13 protein-coding genes are annotated in these 17,123 nt (G+C 70.6%); 12 read left to right on the top strand and 1 reads right to left on the bottom strand.

The window, feature by feature from the left end; genetic code table 11:
• The first annotated feature begins 2 nt into the window (after positions 1–2).
• The 11 genes from ychF to AB0I81_RS17175 all read left to right on the top strand — a co-directional run bounded on the left by ychF (position 3) and on the right by AB0I81_RS17175 (position 13,684).
• Positions 3–1,079, top strand: a complete 1,077-nt coding sequence (gene ychF / locus AB0I81_RS17125; RefSeq protein WP_360657133.1) for a redox-regulated ATPase YchF — start codon at positions 3–5, stop codon at positions 1,077–1,079.
• Between the two features lie 75 nt (positions 1,080–1,154).
• Positions 1,155–1,358: a hypothetical protein gene (locus tag AB0I81_RS17130; protein ID WP_360657136.1), complete on the top strand. Its 204-nt coding sequence runs from the start codon at positions 1,155–1,157 to the stop codon at positions 1,356–1,358.
• A gap of 246 nt (positions 1,359–1,604) precedes the next feature.
• Entirely contained in the window at positions 1,605–1,916 is a 312-nt protein-coding gene (locus AB0I81_RS17135) for a hypothetical protein (protein ID WP_360657139.1), read from the top strand.
• 661 nt (positions 1,917–2,577) lie between these two features.
• Positions 2,578–3,297 carry a conjugal transfer protein gene (locus AB0I81_RS17140; RefSeq protein ID WP_360657142.1) on the top strand — a complete coding sequence of 240 codons (720 nt, stop codon included), beginning with the start codon at positions 2,578–2,580 and terminating at the stop codon, positions 3,295–3,297.
• Positions 3,298–3,378: 81 nt separating this feature from the next.
• Positions 3,379–3,624: a hypothetical protein gene (locus tag AB0I81_RS17145; RefSeq protein WP_360657214.1), complete on the top strand. Its 246-nt coding sequence runs from the start codon at positions 3,379–3,381 to the stop codon at positions 3,622–3,624.
• A gap of 54 nt (positions 3,625–3,678) precedes the next feature.
• Positions 3,679–6,645, top strand: a complete 2,967-nt coding sequence (locus AB0I81_RS17150; protein WP_360657145.1) for a TcpE family conjugal transfer membrane protein — start codon at positions 3,679–3,681, stop codon at positions 6,643–6,645.
• A 47-nt stretch (positions 6,646–6,692) separates the two neighbouring features.
• A complete protein-coding gene (locus AB0I81_RS17155; protein ID WP_360657148.1) occupies positions 6,693–9,170 on the top strand; it encodes an ATP-binding protein in 2,478 nt (825 codons plus the stop codon).
• Positions 9,167–11,551, top strand: a complete 2,385-nt coding sequence (locus tag AB0I81_RS17160) for a type IV secretion system protein (RefSeq protein ID WP_360657151.1) — start codon at positions 9,167–9,169, stop codon at positions 11,549–11,551. Before AB0I81_RS17155 ends, AB0I81_RS17160 begins: the two co-directional genes overlap by 4 nt.
• 3 nt (positions 11,552–11,554) lie before the next feature.
• Entirely contained in the window at positions 11,555–12,184 is a 630-nt protein-coding gene (locus AB0I81_RS17165; protein WP_360657153.1) for a hypothetical protein, read from the top strand.
• The gene (locus AB0I81_RS17170; protein ID WP_360657156.1) at positions 12,181–13,275 is read left to right on the top strand and encodes an NlpC/P60 family protein; all 1,095 of its coding nucleotides are present in this window, start codon (positions 12,181–12,183) and stop codon (positions 13,273–13,275) included. The genes AB0I81_RS17165 and AB0I81_RS17170 overlap by 4 nt, the downstream gene beginning before the upstream one ends.
• A gap of 13 nt (positions 13,276–13,288) precedes the next feature.
• Positions 13,289–13,684 (top strand): (deoxy)nucleoside triphosphate pyrophosphohydrolase, encoded by a 396-nt coding sequence (locus AB0I81_RS17175; protein WP_360657158.1) that lies wholly within the window; start codon positions 13,289–13,291, stop codon positions 13,682–13,684.
• On the opposite strand, the gene AB0I81_RS17180 is transcribed toward AB0I81_RS17175, so the two are convergent.
• Positions 13,681–14,526, bottom strand: a complete 846-nt coding sequence (locus AB0I81_RS17180; RefSeq protein ID WP_360657161.1) for a hypothetical protein — start codon at positions 14,524–14,526, stop codon at positions 13,681–13,683. The two genes, AB0I81_RS17175 and AB0I81_RS17180, sit on opposite strands and share 4 nt — an antisense overlap.
• Before the next feature lie 1,092 nt (positions 14,527–15,618).
• On the opposite strand from AB0I81_RS17180, the gene AB0I81_RS17185 reads away from it, so the two are divergent.
• Entirely contained in the window at positions 15,619–16,983 is a 1,365-nt protein-coding gene (locus AB0I81_RS17185; protein WP_360657164.1) for a hypothetical protein, read from the top strand.
• Positions 16,984–17,123: the final 140 nt, after the last annotated feature.

Below are 17,123 nucleotides of genomic sequence, written 5' to 3' on the forward strand. Positions count from 1 at the left end.
CCGTGAGTCTCTCGATTGGCATTGTCGGCCTGCCCAACGTCGGTAAGTCCACGCTCTTCAACGCGTTGACCAAGACCGGCAACGCGCTCGCGGCGAACTACCCGTTCGCCACCATCGAGCCCAACGTGGGCATCGTCGGCGTGCCCGACGACCGGCTCCCCGTGCTGGCCGAGATCTTCTCCTCGGCCCGCATCCTGCCCGCCAAGGTGGAGTTCGTCGACATCGCGGGCCTGGTCAAGGGGGCGTCCGAGGGGCAGGGCAGGGGCAACCAGTTCCTCGCCAACATCCGCGACACCGACGCGATCTGCCAGGTCATCCGGGTCTTCAACGACCCCGACGTGACGCACGTGGACGGCGAGATCTCGCCGAAGCGCGACATCGAGACGATCAACACCGAGTTGATCATGGCCGACCTGCAGACGGTCGAGAAGGCCATTCCGCGCCTGCAGAAGGAGGCGCGGATGCAAAAGGACAAGAAGGTCGCGCTGGAGGCCGCCGAGGCCGCGCTGGCGGTCCTGGAGACCGGCAAGACCGTCTTCGAGAGCGGCCTGGACCGCGACGAGCTGCGCGAGCTGCACCTGCTCACGGCCAAGCCGTTTCTGTACGTGTTCAACCTCGACGCCGACGAGCTGACCGACGCCGCGCTCAGGGAGCAGCTGTCCACGCTGGTAGCCCCGGCCGAGGCGGTGTTCCTCGACGCCAAGATCGAGTCCGAGCTGGTGGAGCTCGACGAGGAGGAGGCGCTGGAGCTGCTGCAGTCGGTGGGCCAGGAGGAGTCCGGCCTGCGTCAGCTCGCCAGGGTCGGCTTCGAGACGCTGGGGTTGCAGACGTACCTGACGGCCGGGCCGAAGGAGACCAGGGCCTGGACGATCCCCAAGGGCGCCACGGCGCCCGAGGCGGCCGGCGTCATCCACACCGACTTCCAGCGCGGCTTCATCAAGGCCGAGGTCATCTCCTTCGAGGAGCTGGTGGAGGCCGGTTCGATCGCCAGCGCCCGCTCGGCCGGCAAGGCCCGAGTCGAGGGCAAGGACTACGTCATGCGCGACGGTGACGTGGTGGAGTTCCGCTTCAACGTCTAACCGGTCCTCTTGCGGCTGCCGTCCTGCGGATTCATACTCACCACCGTAGGTAGTCGGTCAACTGCAAGGAGTGCCGTGAAGAGAATCGCCGCAGGTCTCGCCACCGCCTTCGCGACAGGAGCGCTGGCCGTCGCGGTGTCCGCCTCCCCGGCGGCCGCCCAGGGGTTCGTCACGTACGGCGAGTGCATCAGAGGGGGCGGCATACCCGTCGACTACGGCACGGCCCTCATCTGCCGGCTCGGGATCTACGACGGTTACTGGATCAGCGGCATCGGCTGATAGGTAACCATTCAGGCGGCCGGGAGGGCTTCCTCCTGGCCGCTCTTTCGTGTTCCGTGTCAAACACGCAGCGCGAACCCCGGCTACGGTAGGTTACCGGCGGCGGGTGGCGGCCAAGCTCCCTTGGACGTCTGCGTTCAGCGGTGACCGATCCGACGTTTGTTACCGGGACAACTGATGCGTCAACCACTTTGGGCCCCCGCGCGTCGAATCGTCACGGCGTTCACGCTGACTCGGGAGGCCCTCATGTTCCGTCGCATCATCCGGAAACGACGCTCGGCGCCCACGCTCGCGGGCATCAGCCTCGAGGAGGAGTTGGCTCTGATCAGGGTTGAGCTCATGTACGGCCTGCGGGTCAACCGCGAGGCGTACCTCCGCAGGAAGGTGGACGAGCGCAACGAGATGGCCAGCCGCATGCGTGAGCGCGAGCCCGCGGAGATGCTGGCCGACCTTCGCGGCTCCCTGGACCGGGCGGTGCGGCCGACGATGGTGGAGACGGTGGTGGATCTGCACAGCAGACGTCAGGCGCGTACCACGCAGGACCCTGAGCCGGCCTGAGGGCCACTCTGGCACACGACACTTGCCCGACTCGCACATGACACTTGCCCGCAACCCTCCGGCGAACCCGCAGGTCACGGCAGTCCATGCCTATTTTGGACAGGAATCCGTGGCCGCCGCGCTATGCGATTTTAGGCGTCTGGCCTGGTCAAAAGCTGTTTCCAACGGGAAGTGACAGGAATCGGCACTGTGGCCTGTCATGCGGGCCCAGTTTGCCGGTGGGGACCGTCATGCCGCAGCATGGGCGTGGCTTTCCTGGAAGAATGGCGGAGACCGGATAGGGTGACTACTTCACCGCGGATGATGGGGATCGGCAACGGACGACACCGCGCCGGCCGGGGGGATTGGCGCGAGCGGAGGCGTGATGGCTCGTAGGTCTACCGTCCAGCACGATCCTCGGATCGCTGACGGGCCCGGGCTTCCCGCGACCCTCGACTCGGCAGACTACGACGCGTCACCACCGCGCCGGCCGCGACGCGGCGGCTGGTCGGGCGGCGGCGGAAGATGGCTGGTGTGGACCGGCCGTGTCATTCTCTGGGCGCTTATTGTGGTTATCGTGGTGAATGGGATTCGCGCCCCATTTGAGCGGTTTGTCCAGGATGCGCCTGCCGCGCCCAATGGCACCGCGCAGACCGACAAGGGATTCCCCAGCGACCGTGGCATGGCATTCGCCGCCCAGTTCGCGGGGGTCTATCTGAATTTCAGCCCGGAAGACGCTGCGAGCAGGTCGAACAAGCTCGCGGCGTTCCTGGCGGAAGGCATGGACGCGCAGCTCGGCTGGGACGGTTACGGGAAGCTGGCGGCGGTCGCCGTCCAGCCGTACGACATCGAGGCGAGCGACGCCAGCAACGCCGTGGTCAGCGTGGCCTTCCAGTCGGGCCCGCGCCGGATGTTGTTGTCGGTGCCGATCTACTACTCCGGCGACGACGCGGGCAGGCGGTTCGTCGTGTCGGGCCGTCCGGCGATCCTGCCGGCCCCCGCTCCGGCGGACCTCCCCCAGGTGGCCGCCCCGGAGACCGACGACGCCGCCGCGGCCGAACTCAAACCGCAGTTGGAGGGCTTCTTCAAGAACTACGCGTCCGGCGACACCTCCGGCCTGCAGCGTTACGTCGCCGCGGGCAAGAGCCTGCCCAGCTTCGGCAGTGTGTTCGCCTTCTCGCAGCTCAAGGAAATCGTGGTGCCTGTGGGGGGTGCCACCAGGGAGATCCAGGCGGTGGTGGTGTGGGCCGTGCCCAGCGGCGACGCACCGCCTACTCCCAACGCCACCGACCCGGCTGCGGTCGGCGGCACGTTGGAGCAGGTCTATCGCCTGACCGTCGAAAAGCAGGGCGACAAGTGGTTCGTCGCCGACATCCGTGGTGGCGGCCGGTTCGTTGGATAGACGCGACGCCGCTCCGCGGATCGGTACCCCCCGGGAGGACAAGAAGTGATCTTGAAGACCGTAGTGCTCACCTTGATCGAGATGACGCCGACACCCACCCCCACCGGCATCGACACCGGAGGGCTGGCCAACTTCCTGCGTGAGTTCTTCGCCCCGTTGTTCCTCGTCGTCGTCTCCGTGGTCGCGCTGTTCTTCCTCTTCACCCGCGAGATCACGCGTTTCGTGCAGTTTCTGATACTCGCCGTGGCCATCGGAGTGATCTTCTACGTTCCCAACATCATCGAGGTGACGGCGAAGGCAATCGCGGGCGCACTGGGCATCAAGTAAGGGTTGAGACCGCTCCGCGGCGGTCATGAACGAGCGGGTGGAGAGGAGGACCGCGTGGACCTGCCCACGTATACGAACATCTGGCGAATAGAGAAGCGGCTCTACAAGCTGTACGACCTACGGCTGCCGATGCCACTCCCCATCGTCTGGATCGGCGTGTTCGTCGGGGTCTTCGTCCCGTGGTCGCTTCTGCTGATCCTGGTGGGCGTGCCGGTGAAGATGCCCTGGCACGTGCTGTTCCTCGTGCCGCCGGGCATCGTGACCTGGTTGTCCACCCGTCCCGTCATCGAGGGCAAGCGGCTCACAGAACTGCTGGAGTCCCAGCTCCGCTACCTGGGCCAGCCGAAGGCGTGGTACCGCCTGGCGCCCACCGCCGAGCCCGAGACCGTCACCTTCTCCGGCCGCGTGTGGCGCACGGCGCCGGTCCGGGCCAAGTCGAAGAAGGCGCCGCGCAAGGCCCGCCAGCCGCTGCGCGGGCGCGAGGGCCAGCGGATCACCGGCCCCCGGCAGGTCCGCCCCGCCGTCGCCGCCGCGGCTGCCGCGGCCGCACAGGCGCCCGTCGCCGAGCCACCCACCGGCCGCACCGGCTGGGGCACCCGGCGCGGCACCGCACCGGCTCTCAGATCCCGGGTGCGCCAGGCGGCCGGGGGTTCGGTGCCGGAGGGCTCGGCGGGTCCGGTACGGCGCGAGGAAGGGCTTTCAGGCGGTTCTGGGCGGGTTCAGGAACTTCCGGTGGTGGCACCACCCACAGACGACACCTCCCGTACGGCCCCGGCACCGGCTGAACGCGAGCCTGCTTCCACGTCGGCCGAACGCGAGCCTGCGAGTGCCGATGAGATCGTCGCCAGGGAAGCCGTCTCCGCCCGGGGAAGCGCCGGTGCGGGCCGGAGGGGTGCCGGGCGCGAGCGGCGGGCTGCAGGCCGGGACGCCGTCGATGGGGATGCCGCCGAGCAGGGCTCGCCAGTTGTTGGCGAAACCGCAAACGAACGAGGCGCTGGTGCCGGGGGCGCGACGGCCGCCGTTGAATCGCGGCGCGCGCCGGATCCTGAGTACGCCGTCGAGCCTGGGCAGGCTCATGAATCCGGGCACGCTCACGAGCCCGTACAGACGCGTGGCGAGTCCGTACAGGCGCATGGTGAGGCCGGGGCTGAGGAGTTGGCCGCGCGTGAGGTGGGTGAGCCGATCAGGACGGCGGAGAGTCGCAAGGCCGCCGCGGGCAAGCCGATCGACACCGAGGCGTTGCGGCGGTTGCGGCGGCTCGCGGCCAGTGCGGACGCCCCAGCCGGTGCGCCGGAGGAGGCCGAGGCCGGTTCGCGTCGTGAGGCCGGGAGAGGTTCGGGTCCTGAGGCCGGGAGCGGTGCTCGCCGCGAGGGGGCAGGGCACGAGGACGAGGCCGCCAGGGATCAGCACAGGAAGGGGCAGCCGCCGAGGCTCGCTCCACGGCTGGTGCTCTCCGGTACGCAGACGCTGTGGCCACCGCTCAACCCCGACGCCAAGCCACTGCCCCGTCCGGGCACCCGCAAGACTCGGGAGCAGGAGCAGCCGCATGAGGCCGAGCAGTCGCATGAGGCCGAGCGGCAAGTACCCGCAGAGGCCGCACGAGAGGCATCTCCGGAGGCGGCACGGGAGGCAACTCCCGAGGTGACGCTGGACGCGGCCCCGGAGGCCGCGCGGGGTGCGGCCCCGGAGGTTGCGCGGGAAACGGCTCGGGAGGAGGCGGGAGATGCGTCCGCCGAGGCGGTGACGCAGGGGGCCGCCGAAGTTGAGGCGGAGGTGACCGGTGAGGCACCCGCACCTGATCTCGCGACGGACGACCGCGACGCTGTGACGGGCGACCGCGACGCTGTGACGGACGACCGCGACGCTGTGACGGGCGACCGTGGTGCTGCGCCGGGACGTGACCCGAAGGCGCCCGCGCGTGGCTCCAAGGCGCCGGCCCGTGATCGGCCGGTTCCGGTCAGCCGGTTCGAGGCGTCGGCGGGGGATGAGACGGGCGCGGCCGGCGAGCGCGAGGCCGCTGAGGAGCTTGTGGCTCCGGTGCCCGTGCCCAGGCCCGGTGAGGGCAGGGTGCGCAGGGTCGAGTCCGTGGTCGGGCGGGACTCCGGCGGCTGGCGGCGGATCGCGCAGGTCGTCGTCGGCGGGGGCGGGGTGCGTACCGACGGGTCCGAGATCGACGAGGCCAGGGCGAGGGCCGTGTTCGGCGGCGGGCGCAGGATCGTCGTGCTGGGCTGCACCGGCGGCGCGGGCCAGAGCACCACGGCGCTCATGCTGGGGCACACCTTCGCCCAATACCGGGACGACAGGATCGTGGCCGTGGACGCCAACACCGGCGGCGGCACGCTGACCAGCAAGATCGAGCCGGAGACCCCCGAGACCCTGACGTCGCTGCTGTCGGGGCTCGACCGGGTGAGCGGCTATCTCACGATGCGGGGTTACACCACGCGGACCGCCTCCGGGCTAGAGGTGATCAGCGCGGACACCGACGCGGGCGCGGAACAGCGGCTCGCGGACCGGTCCTTCTTCTCCGACCATCGGCTCGGCGAATCCATGCGCCTGCTCGACCGCCACTACAAGCTGGCCGTCATCGACCCGGCCGCCGCGCTGGCGGCCAGGTTGTTGCCGTACGCGGACCAGCTCGTCCTGGTGGTTCCGGCGAGCGAGGAGGCGTCGGAGGCGGTGGCCATGACGTACGAGTGGCTCGACGGGCACGGCTGCGCGGAGCTGCGCAGGCGGGCCGTGATGGTGGTCAACGGCGTGAGCAGGCGTTCGATGACCGACGTCGAGCAGGCGGAGTCGGTGGCCAGAGGCAGGTGCAGGGCCATCGTCAGGGTCCCCTGGGAGGACGACCTGGCGCCCGGTGGCGCGGAGGTCGTCGATCCCGGGCAACTGCGCGCGGCCGGGCGGCGGGCCTATCTCGCCCTCGCCGGTGTCGTGGTCGCGGGCTTCGCGGCGCAGAGCGTACGACCGAGCGAGGAGGAGTGGGCGAGTGACCCCCCGGGCACGAGAATCGGTGAGCGATAAGTGAACAAGCGAGCAGGTCTGGCCCGTTCATGCGCCGAGGGGGCGGCATGAGCAGGGCGTCCCGTACGCACCAGCGCCTCGCGGTCCGCTACTTCGACGATCGCATCCTGCTCACGGACACCTGCGCATGGGCGTACTTCCGGCTTCCGACGGTCAGCTACGAGTTCGTCACGCCAGAGGAGCGCGAGGCGCTGGCCACCAACATCACGATCGCGCTGGCCGCGATCAGGATGCCCGACGCCGAGGTGCACCTGAGGGTCGCGCACCGCACGTATCCGGCCGCGGAGTGGGCCATGGCGCTCAACGCCACCTCCGACGAGGGGTCGGGGTGGCGCGACTACCTGGAGGAGATGTACCGGCACGTCTGGGCCAAGGACTTCTGGACCAAGGAGGTCTACCTGGGCGTGCGGCTCGGACCGCGCGGCAAGCAACTCGGCAGCGGGGTGCTGGCCCAGCTACTCGGCTTCTACCAGAAGACGGAGAAGGCGCTGGGGATGGAGGACGGCCACGTACCCGACAGTGAGATCGGGCGGTGGACCGAGCAGGCCGAACGGCTCGGCCGGGCGCTCTCGTCGAGCGCTCTCTACGCCCGTCACGCCACCTCGGTCGAGGTGGCGTGGTTGTTCCAGCACTCGGCGGCGGGCGCGCTCGGCGACGCCCAGCAGTCGGCCAGCCCGCGCCGGCGCTGGGGCAGGGGCGAGATCGAGGCGCTGGTCGAGGGCGAGATCCACAACGGCAGGTCGCTGCTGCGGATTGTGCAGCCGCAGGGCGACTCGTACGTGGCCCACCTGTCGTTCGCGCGTTTCCCCGACCTGATGCCCTTCCCCGACGGCGAGCCGTGGCTGCACTTCGCCGACCAGTTGCCGTTCCCGGTGGAGATCTCCTCGCGGATGCGGCTGATCCCGCCGGTCAAGGCGTCCAGGGACGTGGCGCGCAAGCTCGCGCACGCCCGCGACATGGACCACCACATCCGCGAGGCGGGCGCGGAGGCGCCGCTGGCGCTGGCCGAGCAGATCGACGCGGCCCGCATCCTGGAGCACGGCATCACCAAGGAACGCCTGCCCTTCGTGTACGGCTGGCACCGGCTGATCGTCGCGGCCCCGACCGAGGAGATCTGCGTGCAGCGGGTGGAGGCGGTGGTCGAGCACTACCGCGACATGGGCATCGACGTGGTCAACTCCACCGGCGACCAGTTCTCGCTGTTCTGCGAGGCGCTGCCGGGCGAGAAGGTGCGCATCAACGCCTACGCCCAGCGTCAGCCCCTGCGTACGATCGCCGGCGGCATGGCCACGGCCACCGTGGACCTCGGCGACCGGCTGGATGAGGGCAGCGAGGGCTGGCTCGGGCCGTACATCGGCGAGACCGTCGGCAGGGCGCGCAGCATCGTGCACTTCGACCCGCTGGTGGCGGCCACCCGCAACCGGCCGACCGCCATCGCGATCACCGGCGAGCCGGGCGGCGGCAAGACCACGCTCGCGCTGCTGATGATCTACCAGATGGCGTTGCGCGGCGTCACGGTCGCGGTGATCGACCCGAAGGGCGACGCGGAGTCGCTGGTGCAACTGCTGGAGAAGCGGGACCGCAAGGCGCGCGTCATCCCGCTCGGCTCGGCCGCGCCCGGGTTGCTGGACCCGTTCTCGTTCGGCGACGACATCGCGGCGAAGAAGACCATGGCCACCGAGACACTGCGGCTGCTGCTGCCCCGCATGTCGGAGGAGCGCGAGTCGGCGATGATCCAGGCGGTGGCCGCGGTGTCCAACGGCGAGGACCCTTCGCTCGGCAAGGTCGTGGACTACCTGGAGCAGGCCGAGGACCCGGCCTCGAAGAACCTGGGCGCGGTGTTGCGCTCGATGTCGGAGATGCACCTGGCCACGCTCTGCTTCGACCCCTCCGGCGGTGACCAGATCGACACCGAGGGGTGGACGACCGTGTTCACGCTGGGCGGGCTGACACTGCCCGACGTGGCCACGAGCAGGGAGGACTACTCCTACGAGCAGCGGCTGTCGGTGGCCCTGCTCTACCTGGTCTCCCAGTTCGCGCGCAGGCTGATGAACGGCCTGGACCGGCGCGCCCCCAAGGCGATCTTCCTGGACGAGGCGTGGGCGATCACCTCCACGCCCGAGGGCGCCAAGCTGGTGCCCGAGGTGAGCCGGATGGGCCGCTCCCGCAACACCGCCCTGGTGCTGGTCTCGCAGAACGCGGGAGACCTGCTGAACGAACAGGTGACCAACTGCCTGTCGTCCGTCTTCGCGTTCAGGTCCACGGAACGGGTGGAAGTGGATCACGTCATGTCCCTGCTCGGGGTGGAGCCGTCGGAGGAGCACAAGGCCGTGCTGCGCTCGCTGGGCAATGGTGAATGCGTATTCCGGGATCTGGATGGCAGAGCGGGCCGCATCGGAGTAGACCTGATCTCCGAAGAGTTGCTCCGCTGGCTCGACACGAACCCGACACACGACAAACCCGGCGGCGCCGGGCATGATGATCATCAAGGGGGCGTGGGCAGGGCGCAGGAGGTACGGTCATGAAAGTCCGGCTATCCCGACGACTGGCGCTGACTCTCGCGCTCGTCAGCACAGTCCTCGCGGTGCCGCTCGTGCTGGGCGCCGTGACCACACCGGCCGCCGCGGCCCCCTGCGACCTGTCGGGACCGATCTGGCCCGAGCCGGTCGGCAGCGGCGTTGACGGCCTGATCCAGCCGCCGCCCCCGGCGGGTGCCCCGCAGGCGCCGACGACGAACTACGCCGAGTTCGGCATGAGCGGACAGTTCTGGCACACGCACGAGCTGGGCTGCTCCGACTACGTGGCCGTGCTCGGCAACATGTGGGCCAACGGCATCTTCACCGCGGCCAAGGCCGTGGACCGGCTGACGATCACCACGTACCAGGCGGCGGCGACGGAAGGGCCGCTGCAGTCCATCAAGGACGTGGTGGACGACATCGTCACGAACCTGTCCAACGCCATGTACTGGCCCTACCTGCGCCCGATCGTGATACTCGGCGCGATCTGGCTGGCCTGGTACGGCCTGATCCGCAAGCGGGCCACCACGACCGCCGAGGGCGTGATCTGGATGGTCCTGGCGGTCACCGTGGCCACCTGGTTCTTCAGCCGCCCCGGCGACTTCACCGGCCTGGGCAAGGTCGTCACCGACAAGACCGGCGAGGTGGTCAACTCCGCCTTCTCCGGCCTGCCGGGTGCGGGCGGCGCGTCCTGTCTGCCGCCGCCGGGCGCGACCGGCGCGCAGACCAAGGCGGGCGGGTACGCCCAGTCGGGCACGCCGGGGGTGGAGCAGAACGCCGACGCCCTGTGGTCCACGCTGGTCTGCAAGCCGTGGCTGGTCGGCCAGTTCGGCACCTCCGACCCGCAGCAGCCCATCGTGCGCGACTGGGGCCGCAAGGTGCTGGAGATGCAGGCGGTCCCCGCGCTGGTGCCCGGCCAACCGGCCCCCGACGTGGGGGCCCGTCAGGCCCAGTACGCCGATTTGGCCGACAAGCTCAGGAACGACCCGCGCTACGCCACGTTCTCCGGCAGGGACTGGTCCAACCGGCTCGGCGTGGCGGTCGGAGCGTTCATCGCGGCCCTGGTGGCGGGGTTGCTCATCTTCCTGGTGGCGGTCTCGCTGCTGGTGTTGAAGGTGGGCTTCCTGCTGTTGCTCATCCTGGGGCCGATCTTCCTGCTGATCGGCGTGCATCCGGGCAGCGGGCGGATCATCGCCATGCGCTGGGTGGAGATGCTCATCGGCACGCTGCTGCGGCAGGCGGTGCTGACGATCGTGCTGAGCGTGCTGGTGTACGGGTACGCCCTGATCATCTCCACCGCCATGCCCTGGGGCATGCAGGTGTTGTTCATGGCCCTGCTGACGCTCGCGGTGTTCTTCTACCGACGACCGTTCCAGCACTTGTTCGCCTCCATGAGCGGCCACACGGTCGCCACCCGCATGCTCGGCGAGGCCGCGAGTTCGTCGGTGCTCGAACGGTCGGCGGGCGCGTTGCCGCCGGTCGCCTCGGCCCGGATCGGCCGCTGGGGCCTGCGTAAGGCCGAACCGCTCATCAGGGCGGCGAGCGTGGCCAATCCGGCGGGCGCGGCGGCGTCGGCCGCGGCCGGTCAGGTTCGCGCGCGCGGCGAGGAAGGTGAGGGCGGCGCCTCCGGCACCCGGATTCCGGCCACCGCGGCGCCGCTGGACACCGATCAGGCCGGCAAGGCGGCCGGACGGGGCACGCTCGAACCGCGCAGGGGCACCGCGCCCCCGCTCAACCTGGGAGCCCGTGGCCGCGGCGCGGCGGCGGGCGGCCCCAGGACCGGTGCTCCCGGTGCCCTCGGTGGCGCCGCGAGCGGTGTCTCAGGCGCTGCGGGCCCTGCCGGTGGTTCCGGTAGTTCCGGTGGTTCCGTGTCGTCGTCCGGCGGCTGGTTCGGCGGGGCGTCCGGTGGCGGCTGGGCCCGGCGCGGCGGCTCTGGCGGCTCGGGCGGCTCGCGTGGCTCGTCGGGGTCGCGCTTCGGTGGTTCCGGCGGCTCGGGCGGTTCCCGGTTCGGTGGGTCGGGTGGCTCACGTTCGGGCGGGACGCGTTCGCGCGGGTCCGGTGGCGGGCTGTTCGGCGGGTCCGGTGGGTCTGGTGGGTCCGGCGGCGGCCTGTTCGGCGGCTCCTCGCGCTCGAACGGCGGCTCGGGCGGGGGCTCCCGCTCGGGCGGCGGCTCGAATGGCGGCTCGGGTGGCGGCGGCTCGCGGTCCGGTGGCGGTTCCCGGTCGGGCGGTGGCTCGTCCGGCTCCCGGATCTTCGGCTCCGACGAGCCCTCCCGTTCTTCCGAAGCGCCCCCGCTCTGGCTGCGCAGCAGCCGGAACGGCAACGGCTCCGGAGACGACAGCCCCTCCGTCCCCTTCTGGCTCAAAGCGAGCAATCCCGACAAGGACTAGAACATGGCGCAGCCAGGTGACAGGCGGGGGGTGGCCTTCGCCGCCATCGTCGTGGTCATCGCAGCGGTCGGCATCTACCTGACGATGTGGCCGGACTCCTCCGACGAGGCCGAGCCCGAGCCGGCGGCGACGGCCCGCGTCACCAGCTCCGCCGTGGCGTCGAACACGCCGGTGGCGACCGCGAGCGCCGCCCCGTTCGACGTCTACTCCTATCTGCCGATGAGCAAGGAACAACTGTCCGCGGCGGCGGACGTGGCCGAACGGTTCACCGCCGCGTACGGCACCTTCCGGTTCGACGAGGACCCGGTGGCGTACGCCGGGCGGCTGAAGGCGTACACCACGCCTGAACTCGGCAACAACCTGACCAGGACGATGACCTCGGCGGGCACCGTCGAGAAGAACCGCGCCGACGAGATCGTCTCCGCGGCCACGGCGGAACTGAAGGAGATCAGGCAGGTCGACAGGACCTCCATCGTCTTCGTGGTCACCGCGAACCGGCAGGTCACCAGCAAGAGCGGCAACGACCAGGTGGCCGAGGAGTTCGCGGTCACGGTCAGTCAGCTCGGCGACGACTGGCGGATCTACGACATCCTGCCCGCCAACACCGGCCAAGAAGGGGACGAACTCGGGTGAAAGTCTCGCGAGGGCGCCTCGCGCTGATCATCGGCCTGGCCGGGGTGTTGCTCCTGGTCGCGGTCCTCGTCTCACCGTTGTTGCTGATGTCGATGCCGTCGTTCCTCAGCAACGGCGGCACCACCGTCGACTGCGAGGACGAGACGCAGGTGGAGGAGGTCTCCGACTCCGCCGCCTCCGACATTCCCGCCGAGTACCTGGAGTTGTACGAGGAGCACGGCAAGAAGATCGGCGTCCAGTGGAACATCCTGGCCGCCGTGGGCAAGCGCGAGACCGACCACGGGCGCTCCGACCTGCCGGGTGTCAAGAGCGGCACCAACTCCGCCGGCGCGGCGGGGCCGATGCAGTTCCTGATCTCCACGTGGGGCGGCAAGGCCAGGATCCCGACGTCGGACCAGGTCAACGGGTACGCCTCCGACGGTGACGGCGACGGCGTGTCCGATGTGTACAACCCGGCCGACGCCATCCTGGGCGCCGCCAAGATGCTCAAGCGCAACGGCGCCCCCGAGAACGTGCGGCAGGCGCTGTTCGTCTACAACCGGGCCTGGTGGTACGTCGATCAGGTTCAGGAGATCGCCAGGAAGTACGGCAAGTCCGGCACGGTCAAGGTGCCGCCCCAGACGACGGAGGACTGCGACGACCCGCTGATCGAGGCCGCGCCGAGCGACCTGGTGGCCAAGATTCTGCGGTTCGCCCTGGACCAGCGCGGCAAGCCGTACCTGTGGGGCGGGGTCGGGCCCGACGCGTTCGACTGCTCGGGGGTGATCTACGCGGCCTACAAGGAGGCGGGGCTGTCGATCCCGCGTACGACGTTCGGGCAGTGGCCTTTCGGGGTGAAGGTGTTAGACGGCGAGGAGCAGCCGGGAGACCTGGTGTTCTTCAACGCGGGACCGGGCACCTCGGCCAACAACCCCGGCCACGTGGGACTGGTCGTCTCGAAGGGCAAGATGCTGGAGGCCAGGTGCCGGTTGTGCGGGCCCATCAAGGTCACGAGTTACCAGGCGCGCGACACCCGCATCGGCTTCACCCGCCCGCTGCAGAACCCCGATGTGCTGGAGCAGATCAAGAAGTTGCAGAATCCATTCCTATGAGGACTGTCACCATATGAGCGAAGTCGTGGTCGTGGCCGCGGTGATCGTCGCCCGGGACGGCCGCGTACTGGCCGCCCAGCGGGCCGAACCCGCCGCGCTGGCGGGCGGCTGGGAGTTCCCCGGCGGCAAGGTGGATCCGGGGGAGAGCGAGGCCGCAGCGCTGGTACGGGAGTGCCGCGAGGAACTCGGCGTCGAGATCGCGGTGGGCGAACGCGTGGGCGGTGACTGGCCGCTGGCCGAGGGGTATGTCATGCGTGTCTGGCTCTGCTCCCTGGTCTCCGGCACCCCCGAGGCCAAGGAGCATCTGGCGCTGCGCTGGTTGCGGCCGGGGGAATACTACGACGTCGAGTGGCTGGGGGCGGACCTGCCCATCATGAAGACCGTGGAGAATCTGCTGCTGGGTGATTAGGAGATCCCTCTCTGTGACACAATGATTACTGTGCGTAATTTGTCACGGGTGGGGGAGATGTAAGCGATGCGGCGTGGCTGGATCGTCGCCGGAGCGCTGATCCTGGCGGCAGTGCCCACCGTGCCGGTGGCCGCTGTCGGGGTGTCGCTGGTCCTGGAGCGGGTGAACACGGCCGGCGGGGTCGGCAAGTGGGTCAGGACCGGGGACATGCAGCGGTTCCGGGTACGGCTGAACGGCATGGCCAAGGGGGCCAGGGTGGCCGTGGCCGCCAGCCCCGTGGAGGCGCTGACGGAGGTCGCCTGCGTGACATCCCAGGGGGCGCCCGTGGCCGCTTCGGCGACCGGCGGCGCACCCGCTGGCGGTGCGCCCGTCGGCGGGGCCGTGGCGGGGTCCTGGGAGGCAGGCAAGGCATCGGCCGCCGCCGTGCCGGGGGCGTCGGACGCGAGCCAGTCTCCGGGCGCGGTCGTGGCGCGGTCTTCGGACGCGGGCCAGTCTCCGGGCGCGGTCGTGGCGGGGTCTTTGGGCGCGGGTGAGGCGTCGGTGGCGACCGGGGCGCCGGCCGAGCGGGCGCTGGTCGCGGTGCAGTCCCCGATGCGGGCCCCGAAGCGGGCTCCGGTGAGTGGCTCGGCGGGGGCATCTGCGTCGGCGGGCACGGTCGTGCTGGGGGCTCGGGTGTGCAGGCTGGGGAAGGTCTCCGGTGAGCGTGCGGTGGACGTCACGCTCAAGGCGCCGCCCGGGGCGCGGGAGGTTGTGCTCGCGGCGGTGGCCAGGATGCGGGACACCGGGGGTGGCGCGCCGACGACCATGAGCAGGACGGCCACCCTGCAGGTCAGGGAGGCCATCAGGGGCGATGAGGCGAGGTTCAGCGGCTACGCCCATCGCCTGCGCCCTGAGAAGAGAAGCGGCACCGGGGCCGAGGCCGCGTCGGGCGGGGCTGCGTCGGGCGGGGCTGCGTCGGGCGGGGCTGCGTCGGACGGGGTGGTGCGGTCGCAAGCCCTGCCTCAGCGGGCGCGCCGCGACACGCCGTCGCGGACGTCCGACGCCGCCGTGGACTCTGCCGGGAGCGCAGCGCCACGGATACCGAGGACCGCCGCCGTGCCACGAAGGTCGGGTGTTGCGCGGCGGACCTCAGGTGTCGTGCCACGGGGCTCAAGGGTCGTGCCGGAGGCGTCAGGTGCTGGGTCGCAGGCGTCCGGCGTGGTGCCGCAGAGGCCCGGTGCGCTGGTGTTGCCGCCGGTGGCCGGTGCCGCTGCCGGAGTGGCACCGCAGGCTCTGCCGACTGCGGCCGGGGCCGTGGGCGGTCAGCCGGGAGCCGTCGGCAGCCAGTCGGGGGCCGTGGGCGGTGCGGGGACTGTGGGCGGTCAGCCGGGGGCCGCAGGAAGCCAGTCGGCAACCCTGGGCGGTCAGCCAGGGGCTGCGGGAAGCCAGCCGGGGGCCCTGGGTGGGCAGCCGGGGATCCTGGGTGCCGAGCCGGGGGTCGCGGGGGGCCAGTTGGGAGTCGCGGGTGCCGAGCCGGGAGTCGTGGGTGGTCAGCCGGGGGATTTGAGCGGGCAGGCCGGGGCTGTGGGTGGTCAGTTGGGGGATGGGGCTGGGCGGGCGGGTCCTCTTGTCACGTTCCAGCCCGACGCCGCGGCGGGCGAAGCGCCGTTGCCGTGGGAGGTGGCCGTGTCCACCAAGCCGGTTGAGCGGGTCGGATGGGTCAGTCCGATCGACGGACCGAAGGCTTTGCCCTACCTCGTCGGGGGTATCGCAGCACTTATGGGAGCGCTGTGGTGCGTTGTCACGGTACAACGAGGACGTAACCGTAGAAAGGTGTTGTAATTCCGTCTTTACTGTTACTTTTACCCGACTAGTATTCCCTTGACCATGGTTCCGGGAATCCGCGGAGGGCACCGGTGGCACGCACACGAGCGACAGCCGTGTCGGCTATCGTCTTGGCACTTGGCCTGACGGCCGCCGGAGCGACCCCGTTCATCGTGCAGAGCGCGAGCGCCTCGTCGGCGTACGAGCCCATCGAGGGCTGTGACGCCAACCAGGTGTGTGACGCCGGGCCGCCCGAGACCACCGTCACGGTCACGACCACCCTGCCGACGCCCGGCGGCGAGGACGGCGGCCAGACGGACCCCGGGAACACGGAGGCGCCGGCGACGACGATCACGAAGACCATCACCGCGTCCCCGACCAAGACCACCAAGGCGCCGAAGCCGACCAAGACGAGCTCGCCTCCGCAGACGACCCCGCAGACCACGCCGACGCAGAACCCGCAGCCGCTGCCCACGCAGAACGTCGAGGTGCCGTCGGCGACGCCGACGACGACGCCCACGCCCGAGGAGTCCGTCGAGCTGCCGGCCATCGCGCCGTCCGACACGCCCACCGCCGCGCCGACGCCGACCCAGACGGAGGCCGCCTCCACCGAGGAGGAGGTGCTGGAGCTGCGCAGGGCGGCGCCGGAGTTCGACCAGAGCGATCTGACGCAGAAGCTCAGCATCCCGGCGCTGGTGCTGGTCCTGCTCGCGCTCTTCGCCGTGCTGATCTTCGAGGGACGGCTGCGCAGGATGGCCCACGCGGCGGCCGTGCGCAAGGCGGGCCCGCCGATGGGGCCCCAGATGACCTCGCCGATGGGCGGCCGGCCGGACATGCCCCCGCCCGGCGGCTATCCCGCAGGGCCGGGCTACGCCGCGGCGGGCTTCCCGGCTCCGGCGTATCCGGGCGGGACCGCGTACGCGCCCATCATCAGTTTCGTGCCGGTGCAGACCTATCCGAGCGGCCCGCCCCAGTACGGCTACCAGGACCCGAACCACCCCTACCCGCCGCAGGGTTACGTGCAGGAGCCCGACGACGACCTCCACCGGGAGCCGCCGCCGGAGCCGGTGGTGCTGCACCCGGACGAGTTCGACTCCTACAACGAGCCGCCCGCCTCCCGCGAGCGTGACCCGTTCGAGCCGCTGGTCCCGCCGACCCCGCCCCCCGGGGACATCCCGCCGGGCGGCTCCGAGCGGTACGACGGCGGCCTGGAGCAGCCGCTCGGCCCGGCCTCCGCCGCCGAGGCGGGCGACTCCGAGCCGTGGCAGAACCAGGAGCCCGGCTCGTTGTTCCGGCCGGTGGTGGCTCCGGACCCGGACGCGCCCAGGGACTACACGCCGCCGCCCTACGTGCCCGCCGATGAGGACGTGACGGCCGTTCAGCCGCTGCCTGAGCCGCCTGCGCAGGCCGTACAGGAGCAGGATGAGAGCGGCGGCCGGGAGCCGACCAAGGAGATGCCCGAGCCCAAGCGCAGGCGGTTCGGCAGGAAGAAGTAGCGCGAGCAGCGAAAAGCGGGGGCCGGGATCTCGGCCCCCGCTTTTTCATGGTGTGCCCAGCATGGGCGATTGCCTGGGGGTGGAAGTCCCCTGGAGGAAGAGGTGGTGCTAACTCCGAGCCGGAGGCAAGGGCGTCGTCG

Source organism: Nonomuraea sp. NPDC050404, assembly GCF_040655495.1.
Taxonomy (GTDB): Bacteria; Actinomycetota; Actinomycetes; order Streptosporangiales; family Streptosporangiaceae; genus Nonomuraea.